Origin of the sequence: Streptomyces sp. NPDC006174 (assembly GCF_040614075.1) — a bacterium.
GTDB lineage: Bacteria > Actinomycetota > Actinomycetes > Streptomycetales > Streptomycetaceae > Streptomyces.
Genome location: NZ_JBEXTJ010000003.1, coordinates 365,902 through 384,453 on the forward strand (window position 1 = coordinate 365,902; position 18,552 = coordinate 384,453).

Annotated in this window: 8 protein-coding genes and 4 pseudogenes; 10 read left to right on the forward strand and 2 right to left on the reverse strand. The window is 71.7% G+C overall.

The annotated features are described in order from the left end of the window. Positions 1-426 precede the first annotated feature (426 nt). The 6 genes and pseudogenes from ABZ267_RS09195 (at position 427) to ABZ267_RS09220 (ending at position 14,960) form a co-directional block, all read left to right on the forward strand. On the forward strand, positions 427-10,875 hold the full coding sequence (locus ABZ267_RS09195) for an amino acid adenylation domain-containing protein (protein WP_356751953.1): 10,449 nt from the start codon (positions 427-429) through the stop codon (positions 10,873-10,875). Continuing rightward, positions 10,872-11,078 carry an MbtH family protein gene (locus ABZ267_RS09200; protein WP_356751955.1) on the forward strand — a complete coding sequence of 69 codons (207 nt, stop codon included), beginning with the start codon at positions 10,872-10,874 and terminating at the stop codon, positions 11,076-11,078. Before ABZ267_RS09195 ends, ABZ267_RS09200 begins: the two co-directional genes overlap by 4 nt. Positions 11,079-11,141: 63 nt before the next feature. Beyond that, complete coding sequence (locus ABZ267_RS09205; protein ID WP_356751957.1) at positions 11,142-12,164, forward strand: ATP-binding cassette domain-containing protein; 1,023 nt, start codon at positions 11,142-11,144, stop codon at positions 12,162-12,164. Next, entirely contained in the window at positions 12,161-12,961 is an 801-nt protein-coding gene (locus ABZ267_RS09210) for an ABC transporter permease (protein WP_356751959.1), read from the forward strand. The genes ABZ267_RS09205 and ABZ267_RS09210 overlap by 4 nt, the downstream gene beginning before the upstream one ends. Before the next feature lie 463 nt (positions 12,962-13,424). Next, positions 13,425-13,887 (forward strand): annotated as a pseudogene (locus ABZ267_RS09215) (DUF2867 domain-containing protein); the annotation flags it as partial. A 35-nt stretch (positions 13,888-13,922) separates the two neighbouring features. After that, positions 13,923-14,960 carry an FAD-dependent oxidoreductase gene (locus ABZ267_RS09220; protein ID WP_356751961.1) on the forward strand — a complete coding sequence of 346 codons (1,038 nt, stop codon included), beginning with the start codon at positions 13,923-13,925 and terminating at the stop codon, positions 14,958-14,960. 722 nt (positions 14,961-15,682) lie between these two features. Here ABZ267_RS09220 and ABZ267_RS09225 read toward each other — a convergent pair. Next, positions 15,683-15,826 (reverse strand): hypothetical protein, encoded by a 144-nt coding sequence (locus tag ABZ267_RS09225; protein WP_356751963.1) that lies wholly within the window; start codon positions 15,824-15,826, stop codon positions 15,683-15,685. Between ABZ267_RS09225 and ABZ267_RS09230 the strand changes: the two genes are divergently transcribed. From ABZ267_RS09230 to ABZ267_RS09240, 3 genes and pseudogenes are all read left to right on the forward strand, one after another. Then, positions 15,816-16,115, forward strand: a complete 300-nt coding sequence (locus ABZ267_RS09230; protein WP_356751965.1) for a hypothetical protein — start codon at positions 15,816-15,818, stop codon at positions 16,113-16,115. The genes ABZ267_RS09225 and ABZ267_RS09230 overlap by 11 nt on opposite strands. After that, a complete protein-coding gene (locus ABZ267_RS09235) occupies positions 16,112-16,549 on the forward strand; it encodes a hypothetical protein (protein ID WP_356751967.1) in 438 nt (145 codons plus the stop codon). The genes ABZ267_RS09230 and ABZ267_RS09235 overlap by 4 nt, the downstream gene beginning before the upstream one ends. A 196-nt stretch (positions 16,550-16,745) precedes the next feature. Continuing rightward, positions 16,746-16,829, forward strand: a pseudogene (locus ABZ267_RS09240) (IS5/IS1182 family transposase); the annotation flags it as partial. A 6-nt stretch (positions 16,830-16,835) separates the two neighbouring features. Here ABZ267_RS09240 and ABZ267_RS09245 read toward each other — a convergent pair. Next, positions 16,836-17,132, reverse strand: a pseudogene (locus ABZ267_RS09245) (amino acid permease); the annotation flags it as partial. 410 nt (positions 17,133-17,542) lie between these two features. Here ABZ267_RS09245 and vph point away from each other — a divergent pair. Next, a pseudogene (gene vph / locus ABZ267_RS09250) lies at positions 17,543-18,407 on the forward strand (viomycin phosphotransferase). Positions 18,408-18,552: the final 145 nt, after the last annotated feature.

Consider the following 18,552-nt stretch of genomic DNA (forward strand, 5'->3'; position numbering starts at 1 on the left):
GGTACGGAGCTCTCTGCGGATGGGTGTCTGGCGCAAAGCAGCCTGGTGATTGGCTGGTACGCGCCAGCGAACTGCAAAAGATCGAACCATTCACGTGTCGTGCGTCACATGAGCAATCCGAGGGTGAAGTGACTCCGAACGACTGGCGTGAAGGCCCCGTTGGGGTGAAACCAGCGCAATGGAGGCCGTGAACGTGTACCGGCATACAGAGGCAGATGCTTCGCGATCGCGATGCGTACGTGCTCGGCCTGTTCCGGGCCCGCCCTCCGTGCCATCCGCCGCCGTCCCGACGTACGCCTGAGAAGCGCCGCCGACTTCCTGGGGCCCGTCGCCCCGGCAACCGCCCCCACCCGTCCAGCTCTGACCTGCCGCACGTGCGCCACCGGCCCGTGCCACCGCAGGCCTCCCCCACCGAGGTGAATTCGCGTGACCGACGTACCGCACACCGGAACCCCGACGAGCACCTTGCGCCTGACCGCCGCTCAGCGGGGAGTCTGGTTCGCGCAGCGGCTCGATCCGGCGGATCCGGCGTACAACATCGCGGAGTACGCCGACATCCGTGGCGCTGTGGAACCGGACCTGTTGCGCCGCGCCGTCGGCCACACCGCGGCCGAGATGGAGGCTCTGCGCACCACCTTCGGCGAGCGGGACGGCGTTCCCTTCCAGCGCGTACAGGAAAGAACGTCCATATCGCTGCCGTTGGTGGATCTTTCGGGCGAGGAGGATCCGCGGGCGGAGGCGCTGCGGCGGATGCGGCTGCGTCTGGCCGAGCCCGCGGACGTATCGGCGGGGCCCCTGGTACGTGTCACGCTCTACCGCCTCTCTCCTTCGCACCACCTCTTCCACCAGCAGGTGCACCACCTGGCGCTCGACGGCTACGCGGCGGCCCTCGCTCTCTCCCGTATCGCCGAGGTCTACACCGCTCTCGTCCTCACCCCGGATGTCCTTCCCGAGCTGCGTCCCGCGGGTTCTCTCGCCGCGCTCATCGAGGAGGAGGACGCCTACCTCGCGTCCGAACAGGGCTCCGAGGATGAGAAGTTCTGGGCAGGACACCTCGTCGGCGCTTCCCCGCCCGAGGCACCCGCACCGTCCGGTGGGAGGAAGAAGTACGGGACGGCGTCCGTGCGACGGGTGTACGGCCCGGCGGAGACGGCACGGCTGAAGGCCGCCGCCAAGCGGGCCGGGACCGGCTGGCCGACGTTCGTCATGGCGGCGCTGGCGCTGTGCCTGCACCGGGAGAAGGGGCTCGGCGAGGTCCTGCTCGGCCTGCCGGTCACGGGTCGGCGTACTCCGGCAGCGCGGTCGACACCCGCCATGCTCAGCGCGATCCTGCCGATGCGGCTCGCCGTCTCCCCCGCCGACCGGGTGGCCGATCTGGCCCGCCGGGCCTCCGCCGAAGCCCGTTCCGTACTCCGTCACCAGCGCAGGCCCGCCGAAGCGCTGCGCCACCAGTTGGGACCGACCGGGACGACGACGGCGCTGACCGGGCCGTCCGTCAACATCCTGGCCTTCGACGACGCCCTGCGGTTCGGCCCTCACCCGGCAACCCTGCACAACCTGTCGATCGGCCCGGTGGAGGACCTGGCCGTGGCCGTGCACGCCTCTTTCGGCGACGGCGGTATGCACGTCGACCTGCTCGGCAACGCCGCACGCTACGGTCAGCAGGACCTCGTGGGACCGCATGAGCGCCTGTGCCGGGTTCTCGACGCGTTCGTGGCGGACCCGGAGCGGACCGTCGGAGCGGTGAGCCCCGTCGACGAGGACGAACAGCGGCGGGTACTCGGCCTCGGCGCCGCTCAGCCGGCGGGAAGCGAGGCCCAGGAACCGCTTCCCCTGACCGAACAGTTCGCCCGGCAGGCGCGGACCACTCCTCACCTCACCGCCGTTGTCTGCGACGGCGTGACGCTCACCTTCGAAGAGCTCGGCCACCGGGTGGAGAGCCTGGCGGCCGTGCTCGCCTCACGCGGCGCCCGGCCCGGCACCCGTGTCGCGGTGGGACTGCCGCGCTCCACGGATCTGGTGGTGGCGATGCTCGCGGTGATGCGTACGGGAGCCGCCTATCTGCCTCTTGACCCCTCCTACCCGGCGGACCGGCTCGCGTTCATGATCGAGGACTCGCGGCCCGCCGCCCTGGTGGCGACCGTGTCCTCGGCGGACACGGTCGACCCGCGGGGTGCGGTCCCGTGCGTCGACCCCGCGACGGCCCCGGCCGTCGCCGGCGGAGAGCCGGCCGGACCCGGACCTCAGGATGCCGCGTACGTCATCTACACCTCCGGGTCCACCGGCCGCCCGAAGGGCGTCGTCGTCGAGCACCGTTCCTTGAGCAATCTCCTGGAGCACCACCGTCAGGAGGCCCATGCTCTGGCCGAGGAGGCTCTCGGACGACGGCTGCGGGTGGCGCTGAGTGCCGCGACCTCCTTCGACGCGGCCTGGGACCCGGTGCTCTGGATGGTCGCCGGGCACGAGTTGCACATCATCGCGGACGACGTCCGCCGCGATCCCCAGGCCCTCGTGCGCTACCTGGTCGACCATCGCGTCGACGCGATCGAGACGACCCCCACGTACCTGCGGCAGATGCTGGCAGCCGGCCTGCTCACCTCGGAGAGCCACCGGCCCCGTGTCATCGCCCTGGGCGGGGAGGCCGTCGACGACGGGCTGTGGGAGGAGCTGGCCGCCGATCCCGGCCTGCTGGTCTTCAACTTCTACGGCCCCACCGAGACCACCGTCAACGCCGTGACCGCCCGGATCACCGGCGCCTCCCCCGTGATCGGGCGTCCCGTCACGGGGGCCGGGGCCTACGTCCTGGACCCGTCCCTGCATCCGCTCCCCAAGGGAGCGGTGGGCGAGCTGTACCTGTCGGGCGAGGGTGTGGCTCGCGGGTACGCGGGCCGGCCCGGGCTCACGGCGGAACGCTTCATGCCGGACCCCTTCGGCGTCCCGGGTGCCCGGATGTATCGCACCGGTGACCTTGCCCGGTGGGGCGAGGACGGTTCGCTGGCGTTCGTGGGGCGCAGCGACCGGCAGATCAAGGTGCGCGGTGTGCGGGTCGAGACCGGCGAGGTCGAGGCGGCGCTGCGCTCTCTTCCCGGTGTCGAGGACGCCGCTGTCGCGCTGACCGGCGCGCCGGACGGTCCCGAGCGGCTGGCCGCGTTCCTGGTGGCCGGAGCCGGTGCGCCCGCTCACGCGGAGACACGCGACGCGGTCGCGGCCCTGTTGCCCGGCCCGTTGGTGCCGACGGCCTGGGCGACGGTGGAGCGGCTGCCGCTCACCCCCAACGGGAAGCTCGATGTGACGGCCCTGCCTCCGGCCCTGCCGGTCGCGTCCGACGGCGGTGCCCCGCGCACCGCTCCGGAGGCCCGGATGTGCGCGGTCTTCGCCGCGTGCCTGGATGTGCCGCGCGTCGGCCGGGACGACGACTTCTTCGCCCTGGGCGGCCACTCGTTGCTGGCGATGCGGCTGATCGGCCGGATCCGCGGCGAGTTCGGCGCCGAGGTGCCGATCAGCACCCTGTTCTCCGTGCCCACGCCGGCCGGCCTGGTGGCGGCGCTCGGCGAAGCCGCCCCGGCCCGGCGGCCGGTGACGGCGGCCGTTCCTCGCCCGCGGCGGCTCCCGCTCTCGTTCGGGCAGCAGCGGCTGTGGCTCCTGGAGACGCTGGGCGACGCGGCTGCCTCGTACCATCTGCCGGTGGCGCTGCGCCTGCGCGGCGCTCTGGACCGCGACGCCCTGGAGCTGGCCCTCAGCGACGTCGTGGAGCGGCACGAGGCGCTGCGCACGATGGTGGTGGGGACCTCGGACGGCCCGTGCCAGAAGATCCTGCCGCCCGCGCGGCTGCCGCGTCCGCTTCTGCGGGTCATGGCGGCCGGTGAGCCGCTCGGCCAGAACGCCGACCCCTTCGACCTGGCGCGCGAGATCCCATTGCGCGCCCGGCTGTTCCCTCTGGGCGCCGAGGAGAACGTCCTGCTCGTGACGTTGCACCACATCGCCGCCGACGGATGGTCGATGGGGCCGCTCATGCGGGACCTCTCCACCGCCTACAGCGCGCGGCGCTCGGGGCAGGCACCCGAGTGGGACGAACTGCCGGTGCAGTATGCCGATTTCGCGTTGTGGCAGCGTGAACTGCTCGGAGATCCGGACGCGCCGGACAGTCTCGCGCGCCGCCAGCTCTCCTCCTGGGCCGCGTCTCTGGCCGGGCTGCCGGAGCAGTCGTCGTTCCCGATGGACCGGCCCCGCCCGGCCCGCTCGTCCGGGAAGGGTGGCAGCGTCCCGGTGCGGGTCGGGGCGCAGGAACACCGGGCACTGGTGAAGCTGGCCGTGGACTGCGGCGCGAGCTCCTTCATGGTGCTGCACGCGGCGCTGGCGGCCCTGATGTCGCGCCTGGGCGCGGGCGAGGACATCGCCGTCGGCACCCCGGTGGCCGGGCGCGGCGACGAGGCGCTCACCGAACTGGTCGGCTTCTTCGTCAACACGCTGGTCCTGCGGGCGGACACGTCCGGTTCCCCGGCGTTCCGTACGCTCGTGGAGCGGGTGGCCCGTACCGACCTGGCCGCCTACGCGCATCAGGACATCCCGTTCGAGCGGGTGGTCGAGGAGCTGGCGCCGCCGCGCTCGCTCGCGCGCCATCCGCTGTTCCAGGTGATGCTGAGCCTCAACAACACGCCCGCGCCCCGCCCGCATCTCGACGGTCTCGCGGTCAGCCACGAATCCTCCGTGGGGCGGTCGGGCTCCAAGTTCGACCTCAGCTGGGACCTGTCCGAACACCACGACGACGAAGGCCGCCCGGACGGGATCACCGGTGAGCTGGAGTACGACGAGGACCTCTTCGACCGTACGACGGCGGAACGATTCGCCGAGCACTTCGCCCGCCTCCTGAGCGCCCTGCTCTCCGCGCCGGACCGTCCGGTGACCGATGTCGGCTTCCTGACCGGCTCGCAGCGCGCGGCGGCACTGGACGAGCTGCCGCGCACCGCGCGGCAGCCGCTCGGCGCGACGCCCGGGACGGGGACCGCCGACGATGACTGGACGGTGCTGGACGTCCTGGCTACCCGCGCGGCCGTCCAGCCGGACCGCACGGCGGTCGTGGCGGGCGACACGCGCCTCACCTTCGGTGAACTCCGCCTGCTCTCCGACCGCCTGGCCGCCGCGCTCAGGGACCGGGGTGTCGGCACCGGTGACCGGGTGGCGGTGGCGCTGCCCCGCACCTCCCTCGCCGTCGTGGCGGTGCTGGGCATCCTGCGCGCCGGAGCGGTGTACGTCCCGCTCGACCCGGCACAGCCTGCGGCCCGCACCTCGCTGATCCTCGGCACCGCCGCCCCGCGCCTGGTGCTGGCCACCTCCGCCACCCGGGCAGCCCTCCCGGACACGGCCGACGTGCTCCTGCTCGACGGAGCCGAGCAGCGGAGCACCGATGCGGCGACCCTGCCGGTGCCGCCCCGCGGCTGCGATGCCGCGTACGTGCTGTACACCTCCGGATCCACCGGGCTGCCCAAGGGTGTCGTGGTCGAGCACCGGTCCCTGGCCGCGCTGCTCGCCCATCACCGCGACCGGCTGATGAGCCCCGCCGAGGCGGACAACAACGGGCTGCCGCTGCGGGTGGCGCACACGGCCGCGATGACGTTCGACGCCTCTCTCGACCCGCTGCTCTGGATGATCGCGGGCCATGAACTGCACCTCGTGGACGACACGACGCGCCGCGACCCCGAAGCGCTCACCGCCCTGCTCCACGAGCGGGCGATCGATGTCGTGGAGACCACCCCCTCGTTCGTGGAACAGCTGCGCTCCTGCGGCCTGTTCGCCCCCGGCCGGCCTCGGCCACGCGTGCTGGCACTGGGCGGGGAAGCGCTGCCCGGACCTCTGTGGCGGGAGCTGGCCGCCCTGTCCGACGTGGCGGTGTGGAACCTGTACGGGCCCACGGAGACCACTGTGGACAGTGTGATGGGCCGCGTCCTGCCCGGAGTACGGCCCCACCTCGGCCGTCCGGTGACCGGTGCCCGGGCCCGGGTCCTGGACCGGCGGCTGGAGCCGGTCGCCCCCGGAGTGACGGGAGAGCTGTATCTGTCGGGTCCGGGCGTCGCCCGCGGCTACGAGAACCGCTCCGGCGCTACGGCGGAGCGGTTCCTGCCGGATCCGTACGGGACACCGGGCTCACGGATGTACCGCACCGGCGACCTGGTGCGCCGGGTCGAAGGGCGGCTCGAGTACCTGAGCCGTGCCGACGGGCAGATCAAGATCCGCGGTTTCCGGGTCGAGACCGGTGAGGTCGCATCGGCCCTGGACGCCCACGGCGACATCGCGCAGTCGGCGGTCACGGTCCGCTCGCACTCCGGCTCGGACTCGGACTCGGGCCCCGGCTCCGACTCCGGCCCCGGCTCCCGCTCCCGCTCCGGGGAAGCGCAGCTGGTCGCCTGGGTCGTCCCGGCCGGTCATCAGGAGCCTGCGCCCAAGGAGTTGCGGGCCTTCGTCGCGCGGCGGCTGCCGGCCCACATGGTGCCCTCGCTGATCGTGCCGGTCGCCGCCCTCCCGCTGACCCCGCACGGGAAGGTGGACTTCGCGGCGCTGCCGCTGACCACCTCGGCGGAAAGTACGGAAGCGGCGGGTCGGGCCCCGCGGACCGCCCAGGAGGAGATCCTCTGCGCGCTGTTCGCGGAGAGCCTGGAGCAGGAACAGGTCGCCCCTGACGACGACTTCTTCGAACTGGGGGGCCACTCGCTCCTGGCGACCCGGCTCGTCGGCCGGATCCGCTCCGCGTTCGGCGTCGAACTGCCGGTACGGGCGCTGTTCGAGTCCACGACCCCCGCCGCGCTGGCCGAGCGGCTGGAGGGAGCGGGCGCGGCGCGGCCCGCGCTCCGGCGGGCGCCTCGCACGGAACGGCCGCCGCTGTCCGCCGCCCAGGAACGCCTGTGGTTCCTGCACCAGCTGGACCCGGAGGCGGCGGCGTACCACATGGCGTTCGTGGTACGGCTCGACGGCAGCCTGCACCGGCAAGCCCTGCGGCGTGCGCTGGGTGATGTGCTGACCCGCCACGAGAGCCTGCGCACGGTGATCGAGCCCGGCGAAGGCGACCCCCGTCAGCATGTGCTCGCCCCCGGTGACGCACTGCCGGAACTCCCGGTGGTGACGGTCGAGGAGGCGCGCCTGGACGAGGTACTGCGTCAGGCCGCGGCCGAGCCCTTCGACCTCACGCACGACGTGCCTCTGCGTCCGGTCCTGTTCCGGAGCGGGGAGGACCGGCACACCCTGCTGGTCACCGTCCATCACATCGCGGCGGACGGCTGGTCCATGGGACCTCTGGCGCGGGACCTGGCCGGCGCCTACGCGGCGCGGTCCGCCGGGCGGGCGCCGAGCTGGACGCCCTTGCCGGTCCAGTACGCGGACTACACCCTCTGGCAGCGCGACCTGCTCGGCAGTTTCGAGGATCCCGTCTCCGCGGCATCGGCCCAGCTCGCCTTCTGGAAGGACCGCCTGGCCGGCGCCCCGGAGGAGACCGCCCTGCCCAGCGACCGTCCCCGGCCCGCCTCGCCGGGCGGTCGCGGGGGCACGGTCCCGGTACATGTACCGGAGGAGACCGTGGCGGCGGTGGTACGGCTGGCCAGGTCGACGGCCAGCAGCACGTTCATGGTGCTGCACGCCGCGCTCGCCGCGCTGCTGCACCGGATGGGCGCCGACAGCGACATCACCATCGGCACCCCGGTGGCCGGGCGGACCGACGAGGCGCTCGACCCCTTGGTCGGCTTCTTCGTCAACACCCTCGCCCTGCGGACGGACCTCGGCGGCGACCCCGACTTCACCGAGCTGCTCTCGCGGGTGAGGGAGACGGACCTGGCCGCCTACGCGCACCAGGAGCTGCCGTTCGAGCGGCTGGTGGAGGCCGTCCGCCCGACGCGCTCGCTCTCCCGCCACCCGCTCTTCCAGGTGATGCTCACCCTCAACAACCACCGGCCGCCCCGGCTGGATCTGCCCGGTCTGGAGGCCAGGCTGGAAGGGGTCGACACCGGAGGCGCGAAGTTCGATCTCTCCTTCTCCTTCACCGAGCGGACAGCGGCCGGAGGCGACGGGACCCACCTCGACGGAACGCTGGAGTTCAGCCGGGACCTGTTCGACGCCGAGACCGCCGTACGGATCGCCGACCGGTTCACCCTCCTCCTCGCGCACGCGGTACGCGATCCCGCCACGGTCGTGGGCGACCTGCCGCTGACCAGCGCCGAGGAACAGCGACGGCTGCTGGACCTGGGCGGGAGCGGGAGCGTGTCCCGCCACGACACCGCGCCTCCCGTGACGGTGCTGGACAGGTTCGCGGCCACGGTGGCCACGGCCCGCAGCCGCGACATCGCGGTGACCGCCCCGGACGGCAGCCTCTCCTTCGCGGAGCTGGACGCGCGTTCCGACCGGATCGCCACACTGCTCGCCCGGGCCGGTGCGGTCGCCGGAGACCGCGTGGCCGTCCTGCTGCCACGCTCCACCGACTCGATCGCCGCCCTCCTCGCCGTGCTCAAGGCAGGCGCCGTCTACGTCCCGGTGGACGACTCCCTCCCGCAGGGCCGGATCGACGCGGTGCTGGCCGACGCCCGCCCGCACACCGTGCTGACGGCGGACGCCACCCACACCCGGGCGACGGCTCGATGGCATCGTCTGAACCTGGACTGCCCGGACTCGGCCACCGCGCCCGCACCCCTGAGGGAGCGGGCCCGGCCGGGTCCCGCCGATCCCGCCTATCTCCTGCACACCTCGGGCTCGACCGGCCGCCCCAAGGGAGTCCTGGTCGGCCACGGCTCCCTCGCCCGGCTGCTGGAACACCACCGGCGCCATCTCTTCGGGCCCTCGGTACGGGCGGCCGGCAAACCCCGGCTCGACGTCGCGCTGACGGCCGCACTGTCCTTCGACGCCGCGTGGGACCCGGTGCTCTGGATGCTCGACGGGCACCGGCTCCATGTGCTGGACGACCTGACGCGGCGGGACCCGGAGGCCCTGGTCGAAGCGGCGGACGTCCTGGGCCTGGACGTACTGGAGTCCACACCCACGCATGTCCGGCAGTTGCTGGACGCCGGTCTATGCTCCGGAGCCGGCCGGGCTCCGTCCGTGGTCGTCCTCGGCGGCGAAGCCGTCCCGGCCGCGCTCTGGGACGACCTGCGGGCCCGGCCGGGCCTGACGGCCTGGAACTTCTACGGCCCCACCGAGGCGACGGTGGACACCCTCACCGCCGACCTCCGGACGGCCGAACGGCCGGTTCTCGGCGCCCCGGTCGAAGGGACGGCCGTACGGCTCCTGGACGACCGTCTGCGGCCGGTCCCGGTCGGAGTGACCGGTGACCTCTACCTGGCCGGGGCCGGCCTGGCCCTCGGCTACCACGGACAGTCCGCGGCCACCGCGTCCCGTTTCGTACCCGACCCCTACGGCCCCGCCGGGACGCGGATGTACCGCACGGGAGACCGGGCCGTGCGGACGCCCGACGACGCCCTGCAGTTCGCCGGGCGCGCCGACGGGCAGGTCAAGATACGCGGGTTCCGGGTGGAGCCGGAGGGGATCGCCGCCGTGCTGGCGGAGCACGCCGACGTCGCCCAGGCGGCGGTGGTGGCGCACGGTGAGGATTCAGGAGGCTCCCGCCTGGCCGCGTACGTGGTGCTCGCCGCACAACCCGCCGGCCTCGTACGGCCACCCGCCGACCGGCTCGACGAACTGCGGAAGCACGCGGCGGCCCGACTGCCCGGCTACATGGTCCCCTCCGGCTGGGTCGTCGTGGACGGCATCCCGCTGACGCCGAACGGAAAGCTGGACCGCAAGGCCCTGCCCGATCCCGCTCCGCAGGCGTCGTCGGCAGGCACGGGGCGCAGCCCCCGTAACCCCCGGGAAGACGTGCTGTGCACGCTGTTCGCCGAGGTGCTGGAGCGCGAGCAGGTGCTCATCGACGACGACTTCTTCGCCCTGGGCGGCCACTCCCTGCTGGCGGCGGGCCTGATCCGCCGCATCCGTGACGCCCTGGGAGCGGACGTCAGCATCCGCAGCCTGTTCGAGGCGCCCACGGTCGCCGCACTCGCGGAACGGATCGGCGCCAGTGTCCAGGACAACCCGCTGGCGACGCTGCTGCCGCTGCGGACCAGGGGCAGCCTGCCGCCTCTGTTCTGCGTCCACCCGGCCGGCGGCCTGGCCTGGTCGTACGCGGGCCTGCTCCCGCACCTGGGCGGCGACCGGCCGGTCTACGGGCTCCAGACCCCGAACCTGGACGGCACCGAGCCCTTCCCGGACAGCATCGAGGCGATGGCCGCCGTCTACGTGGCGGTGCTGCGGGCCGTCCAGCCGCACGGCCCGTACCACCTGTTCGGCTGGTCCTTCGGCGGCAACGTCGTCCAGGAGGTCGCCGTCCAGCTCCAGGAGGCGGGCCAGGAGGTGGCCCTGCTGACGATCCTGGACGCCTTCCCGCTCGCCCCGCTGGACGACCTGGACAGCGCGAGCCGGGACACCGTCTTCCGGGCCCTGCTCTCCAACATGGGAGTCGGCCAGGAGGCCCTGGACGGCGACGGACCGGTGGAAGCCGCCGCCGTACGCGATCAGTTCCTCGCGAACGGAAGTCCGCTCGGAGCGCTGGAACCGGCCACGATCGACGCGATGGTGGACAACTTCGCCGGTCAAGCCCGGCTGATGCGGAAGTACACCCCGCGCGTCTTCCATGGTCCCGTGCTGTTCTTCACCGCCACCGAGGACCGCCCCCGGGACACCTTCGGCCTGTCCCTGTGGGACCCGTACATCGACGGCCCCATCGAGAACCACGACGTGGCGTGCGCGCACGCCCAGATGATGCAGCCCGCCGCGCGGGAGCAGATCGGCACCACCGTCTCGGCCGTGCTCGACGCCGGCCACCGCACCGAACGAGGAGAACGGTCATGACGAACCCCTTCGACGACCCCCGCACCCAGCACCGCGTCCTGGTCAACGACGAGGGCCAGCACGCGCTGTGGCCGTCGTTCGCGTCGGTCCCCGCCGGCTGGGACGAGGCGTTCGGCCCGGCGGAGCACGCGGCGTGCCTGGAGTACGTCGAGCTCAACTGGACCGACATCACGCCCAGGAGCGCCCGCGTACGGGTGCCGTGACCTGGTCCCTTCTCCGACGGCACCCGCAGGACCCGCCCGCTCCACGCACTACGAGAGGCATCCATGACCTCCCCTCCGACCAGCCCGGCCATACGCGCCGAAGGACTCACCAAACGCTTCGGGAAGAAGCAGGCGCTGGCCGGTGTGGACCTCGAAGCGGCCCCCGGCACCGTGCTGGGGGTCCTCGGCCCGAACGGTGCGGGAAAGACCACCACGGTGCGGGTCCTGTCGACGCTGCTGCGGCCGGACAGCGGCCGGGCCTGGATGGCCGGTCACGACGTCCTCGCCGACCCGGAGGCCGTACGCCGCGACCTCGGGCTGTCCGGACAGTACGCCGCGGTGGACGAGAAGCTGACCGGACGCGAGAACCTCTATCTGGTCGCGCGGCTCTACGGGTTCGGCCGTCACGCCGCCCGCCGCAGAGCCGGGCAGCTGCTGAGCGGCTTCGACCTGGAGGACGCCGCGGACCTGCCGAGCGGGACGTACTCGGGAGGGATGCGCAGACGGCTCGACCTGGCCGGTGCGCTGGTGGCGCGGCCGGCCGTGGTGGTGCTGGACGAGCCCACGACGGGGCTGGACCCGCGGGGCCGGGCGGATACCTGGCAGGCCGTCAGAGACCTCGTCGCGGAGGGAACGACGGTGCTGCTCACCACCCAGTACCTGGAAGAGGCGGACCAGTTGGCCGACACCATCGTCGTCATCGAGAGCGGCACCGTGGTGGCCCGCGGATCGGCAGCCGAACTCAAGGCGAGAGTGGGCGGCGAGCGGCTCTCGCTCACCGTCCCGGAACCGCGGCACCGGGTCACCGCGGCCGAGATCCTGGCCACACTCGGCGACCACCTCCCCGAACTCGACCCGCGCACCGGCCGCCTGACCGTCGCCACCGACCACGGTGCACAGAGCCTGGAATACGCGCTCGGCTGCCTGCGCCTGGCCGGTACAGCCGTCCGGGACGTCGAGCTGTCACCGCCGACGCTGGACGACGTGTTCCTCTCCCTCACCGGCCGCCCGCTCGCCCCGGTCGAGGAAGCGGCCCGTCCGCCGGCCTCGTCGGGGATCGCGACCGTCCATGGAGGTGACCGGTGACGGCCGCTCAGCGGCTGGGCCGCGACTCCTCCATCGTGGCCTGGCGCAACCTGTTGAACCTGCGCCGGACCCCCGGATCGGTCATCGCCGCTCTTGTGCAGCCGGTGATGTTCGTCCTCCTGCTCGCCTACGTCTTCGGCGGCAGCCTCGGCGGAGCCGAGTACCGGACGTTCCTGATGGGCGGCATCTTCGCCCAGGCCGTCACCTTCAACGCGGCGTTCACCGCGCTGGGGCTGGCCAACGACATGGACAAGGGCATCGTCGACCGCTTCCGGTCCCTGCCGATGCCCGCCATGGCCGTGCTCCTGGGCCGGACCCTGTCGGATCTGACCATGAGCGCGGTGACCCTGGTCGTCACCTCCCTGTGCGGGCTTCTGGTGGGCTGGCGGATCAGCACCTCGCCCACCGACGCGCTCCTGGCCTACGCGCTGATCCTGCTCTTCGCCTTCGCCATGTCCTGGGTGGGAGCGGCGATCGGGCTGATGGCCCGCAGCGTCGAGGTCGCGCAGAGCGCCGGGCTGATCTGGCTCTTCCCCGTCACGTTCATCTCCTCGGCATTCGTCTCCACCCACACCATGCCCGGCCCGCTGCGGACGGTCGCGGAATGGAACCCGGTCTCCGCGACAGCGACCGCCGTCCGACAGCTCTTCGGCAACCCGCCACCGGCCGGAATCCCGACGAGCGACACCTGGCCCGTCGTACACGCCCTCCCCTACGCCGTGGCCTGCGCCGGCCTGATCACGGCCGCGTTCATGTTCCTCGCCCTGAGACGGTTCCGGCGCATCACGCTCGGGTAGGCGCGCGAGGATTTCCAGGACGCCGGGCAGCATGTGCGGCGGCGGGTACCGTTGCGGAGGTTCTCCACGATGGCGTGCCTCAGGGCCTCCGCCGGGCGGGTCAGCGTGCCTCTGACGCTGCGGGTACGGGTACAGGCCTCTGCCGACAACTCCCACCCCGGCTCGTCGTTGAGCGGATGCAGCGTCGGACGGCAGAGTCCTGGCGGGCGTCGTGTGCTGCTGGTACGGGGTGGACAGTCCGTTCCCTCACAAGGAGATAGGCATGAAGATGCTGATCAACGTCCCGTAGTTTGGTCCGGCCGCGGATCAGGGCCATGCTGTGGGACCCCCGGTCAGCGAACACCCAGCATGAGTCGGGAGCGGGGCACTTTGGCAACCAAACTCGTCCGAGGGATGGGCATTTTCTTCAAGACCTGCGCCGGCAAGTACCAGGGCCGCCTGCCCACCGACCCCGACCGGGCCCGGCGGCAGCCTCTACCCCGACCGTCGCGCCCGCCGCACCACCGCGAGCCGCGAGGGATTGTGGCAGATCATCGAAGGGATCGGCGGCGACAACGGCTGGTACTCCTTCGGACTCGGCCGGGCGGTACGCGGCTGGCTGGACCGCTTGGTCGGGGGCGTCGGACTGCGCCGGGGCCGCCGCGCGCCAGCCGTCTGCGCCTCGGGGACGCCGTGGACTTCTGGCGGGACGAAGCCATCGACCGGGGAAGCCTGCTGCGGCTTCGGGCCGAGATGCTCTGCCGGGCCTGGCCTGGCTGGAACTCCGCGTCGCCGGCGACAAGCAGGGCGGTACGGTGCTGCTTCAGCGCGCCCTGTTCGCGTCGCGCGGCCTTGCGGGGCACGCGTACTGGTGGAGTGCGTCGCCCTTCCACGCCATCGTCTTCGGCGGCATGGCCCGCAACATCACCCACGCCCCGGAGCGCTGAAGCGACGCCTCCCATGACGCAAAGCACGCGCGTTGATGGAGTGTGCTGCCACCTTACGCCTGGCGACGCCTTCCCGAACTGCCACCGGGGGCTTGGCTGTTGCGCGGGCAGGTGTGCGGGGTAGTCGATCACGGGATCCCCGGTGCCCGCCGTATGCGGGAGCACGGCATACGGGCCGGGGCCTGTCGAGTGGGAGGAGTCGCGTCATGGGCGAGCGTCATGTGGTGGTTTCCGGGGCGAGTATCGCCGGGTTGTCCGTCGCCTACTGGATGCGGCGGCTCGGGTGGCAGGTCACGGTGATCGAGCGGGCGCCCGCTTTCCGCGACAGAGGCCAGAACCTCGACGTACGGGGCGTCGCTCGGGAGGTCTTGGACCGGATGGGGCTGTTCGGGGCGGTGAAGCGGCAGAACACGACGGAGACGGGGACGGTCTTCGTCGACGCGGACGGCCGGGTGACGGCCGAGCTGCCTTCCGATGGCCCGGACGGGGCCACGGCCGAGCTGGAGGTGCTGCGCGGTGACCTGGCCCGCACCATCCACGACCACCTGCCGCCCGGCGTCGTCTCCATCCACGGTGACAGCATCGAGACCGTTACGGACTCCGCCGAAGCTGTCCGTATCGTCACGTCCTCGGGACGTGAACTCCTCTGCGACCTCCTGGTGGTCGCAGAGGGCGTGCGCTCGACAACCCGCGACCGCACCTTCACAGCCGATGACGTGACCAGGACCGACCTCGACGTGACCATGGTCTTCGACACCATCCCCCGTACGGAGAACGACGACAACCGATGGCGCTGGCACACCACCACCCGAGGACGCCAGGTCCACCTGCGGCCCGACCGCCACGGCACCACTCGAGCCGTCCTCTCCTCCAGCCCGGGTGACGACCTCACCGGCCTGGACCGTAAGGAGGCCCTGGCCAGGCTCCGGGACCGGTACGCCGACGCCGGCTGGCAGACACGCCGCGTCCTCGACGCCTTCGACACCTCCGAGGACCATCCTCACCTCTCCACCGATCAAGCCGGTGACCGCGAAGCTCACACAGGTCGCCCGTACAGAGCGCCGGCTACCTGAATTTCCCGACGCCGGCCGATGACATCATCGTGAGGCAAGGGCGCTGCCGGTGTTGATCCGTCCGCGCTCACCGCAGCCGCGCCGACACCGTTCACCTCGCTGGGCGTGGTGTCGCCCATGCTGGAAACCCTCCTGCGAGGGAGGCGGCCATATCTGCGGCCGCGTCGGAGTCGGGCAGGTCGTGACGGGCTCGGCTCCGTCAAGCGCCGGGCCATTAGCGACCTGAAGCGGTTCAGGGAGTTCATCGGGTCCCGTGGTGGCCGAGACCGGTGGCCGGCGCGGGACCGTCTGACCATCCTTCACCGGGCTGCCCAGGAGCTGTATCGTCCATCGGCACGGCGCCGTGCCGATGGACGATACAGCTGGACGGCGCCCGTTTGGGTCGCGACGGCTGAGCAGCCGCCTGCTGACCAGCCTGTTGAGGCGCCCCGGTGACGCTGCCCGGCCTACGGCACCAGGGATTCCAACTATCTCTTCGTCAGCCACGCCACGGGCGCGGGTGGGGACCGGCGGGCGAAGAGGACCGACGCGTCCCGGACGCCCCTGGACGCGCTGAAGGAGCTCAGCGGCGGTCCAAGGGCCAACCCGGGATGAGCTGGAGGCGGCCGCCGTGTCCGTATGTCGTCAACCGGGCTCCCGTTCAACGCCGGCACAGGCGGTCCGATCCGGGCTTATGCGCGCGTGGAGGCCGGCACAAAGTCGGATGCTTGATCCTGCAACTGCTACCTCAGCGCGTACGCTGCTGCCTGCGCGAGCGTGCTCGCCGCCTCGGAACGCTCTGTCTTGGTCGACTTCTTGTCGGCCAGCACCTTGGCGGCCGCGGTGAGTATCTTCTTGCGCGGTCGGCCCGAGGAAGTGGTCGACACCTGGGAAAGAGCGCTGGCCGCTGCCCTCTTCTCGGACTTCGTCCGCTTCTTGGACCCCACTGTCTTACCTGCAGCGGATGCCGATTGGGCCTTCGTTGTCTTCTTTCCGGCCGTACCGGCCTTACCGGGAGTCTGCGCCAAGGCGCTCGCAGCGGCCTTCCTGCTGCTCTTGGACGTGCCCTTCCGTGTGGAACGGCTCGCCGCCGAGGCAGCCTTCGGGCCCGTGCTGCCAGAGGCCTTCTTCTTCGCCATGTCGCTTCTCCCTGCTCGTCAGTTGGTTCAGCCGTGACCGCCTGGTACCCGGACTTCAGGACAAAGAACAACATCGCTGTGCCTTGTTGCGACCCTCACCCGCAGCGCGAGACCAGAGAATTGCCGTCCCATCCTCGTCGTCCCCGGCACGCGCATGGACTGGCGCTCCTGACCATCACTCAGGTTCTTGAGCATCGCTACAGCGTGGACTCCCCGGCCGCAGCGCTCGACGGAGAATGCAGCCGGCGGACAGAACTCGTGGCCGATGGCGGAGAGGACGCGCCGGGCAGCACTGAGGAGCCCGGCGGCACCGGGGACCGCGGGCGGCACCGTAACCGGTTGTTGGACCAGGCCAAGGCCGGAAGGCTGCCGCGCCTTTCCGGGCATCCAAAGGCGGTGGTGCTCTCAGCCCTGCGGCAGATCTCCAGCGACCTTTTCCAGATACCGGAGATCAGCGGAGCCAATGCCTGAGACTTCGGAGACCTCCTCGACCGGCTCACCCTCACGGACCGCAGCCACGGCTTCGAGCTCCACATCTGCGCGCGCTGCGTCAGCAGCTGCTTCGGCGGTTCTCTGACGTTGAGCCGCCAACTCGACGGAAGAGATCTTGTCCATGTGCCTTATGTTTCCACAAGAGTGAGCTGGCCATGACGAGAGAGCGACCCGCAACGAGGTCGACCGGGTCAGGACGGGCGGCAAACACCACTTGATCACCGACGCCACCGGCATCCCGCTCGCCGTCACCCTGACCGCGGCAACCTGCCAAGTAGCCCCAGAACTCGCCGAGGCACTCGCGGCCGTAGACGTAGGTGCCGCCCGCCACCGGATACCAGGCCGCGAGCCGCGCGGAGGACGTGGCGGTGCAGTAGGCGACCACTGCGGCCAGGACCAGACCGATCAGCAGCCCGGCACCGGCTGCGTGTGCGGCCGGGGCGAGCGCGGCGAAGATGCCGGCGCCGATCATCGACCCCAGACCGATCATGACGGCGTCGGGCAGGCCGATCGTCCGCCGCAATTCCTCCGGGACGCTGCCGGCGGTCGAGTGCTTGCTCATGGGCGAACGCCTCAGCGACACGACGACTCACGCCTTCCGGACTCCGATGTCGGCAGGCGATATATGAGCGCGGGATGAGGCTCATGGCCAGAGCCCGACGCTGCTCGGCCGCCGACGGGGCTGTGCCGGAACGCCCCGCTTGCCCTCCACCGGACCCGTGCCGCGTACGAGGAGTATGCACGTGCTCTGCCGTGGTCGGTGGAGCCCTTGCCCGGCTGGGAGGCCAGGAAGCAGCTGCACTCAGGCTTCCGGTTCTCGAAACCGGACAGCCCCGGCTGCCGAGGAGCAGCACCGCAGCATTTCGTACTCGAACGGATCCATCGTCATACCCCTGCTTCAGATGATTCAGCACGTCAACGCTCATCGGTAGAGAGCTTGCGAGGGCTTGAGAAGTGGAGATTGCACCCGCCATGGGAATCATTGAGACGCACCGCCACCTGTTGAACCGCCTCCTCCCCGAGGACAAGGAAAGCGGACTCAGCTCTCTCCAGGGCCAGTTCCACCATGTGGTGATCGGCTCGGAGGAGGTGGTCTGCTTCGCCCGTTCCGAGGCCGCCTCGGAACGGCTGCCCGCGCGGGCAGCCGTTCCTGCGCACCCTCGCCGGGCTCGACCTCGGCTTCCTCACCCCGCGCCCGCTCGCCCAGGGCGGTATACCGGGCACGGACGAACCGCCCTACCTGGTGCTGAGCCGGATCCCCGGGGCTCCGCTGGAGCGCGACGCGCTCGACAGCCCCGAGGTTGCCGAGACGGCCGCGGCCCAGTTCGCCGCGCTCCTCTCCGGACTCAACGCTGCGGGCAAGGACGCGAGGGTGCGCGCCGCGCTCCCCCAGGCCCCCGAGACTCAGTGGCAGGAGTTCGCGGCGTGTGTGCGCGCAGAGTTGCTCCCGCTGATGTCCGACAGCGGCCGCAAACGCGCCGAGGGCGAGCTAGCCGCGCTCGACGGCCTCCCTCCTCTTGCCTCCGCGGTGGTCCACGGCGATCTCGGCGGTGAGAACGTCCTGTGGAAGTTCTCTGACGGGGTACTGCGGCTGAGCGGCGTCATCGACTGGAACGAGGTCACCGTCGGCGACCCGGCTGAGGACTTGGCCGCCGTCGGGGCCGGCTACGGCGACACGCTGCTGAAGCGAGTGCTGGCGCTCGGCGACTGGGATGACGAGGCAACAGCCGGGCGGATCACCGCGATCCGCGGCACCTTCGCCCTCCAGCAGGCCTTCTACGCGCAGCGCGACGGTGACGAGGAGGAGCTGGCGGACGGCCTCACCTGTTATCGGTAGGCCGGCGCACCGGGAGCCGGCGGGACTGGGCGCTTTCCTGCCGGCGGTGGCTTAGTGAGCCCGGTGTTCGCTGACCGGGGGCGGCTGGCTCTCGTACTACGGCGCGGTCGAGGTCACCGACGACGCCAGGAAGCTCGACATCGAC

What these genes read in the sequence shown, in the direction of transcription:
- ABZ267_RS09200 (WP_356751955.1), top strand. Translation starts at nt 10,872, where the DNA reads ATGACGAACCCCTTCGACGACCCCCGCACCCAGCACCGCGTCCTGGTC.
- ABZ267_RS09205 (WP_356751957.1), top strand. Translation starts at nt 11,142, where the DNA reads ATGACCTCCCCTCCGACCAGCCCGGCCATACGCGCCGAAGGACTCACC.
- ABZ267_RS09220 (WP_356751961.1), top strand. Translation starts at nt 13,923, where the DNA reads ATGGAGTGTGCTGCCACCTTACGCCTGGCGACGCCTTCCCGAACTGCC.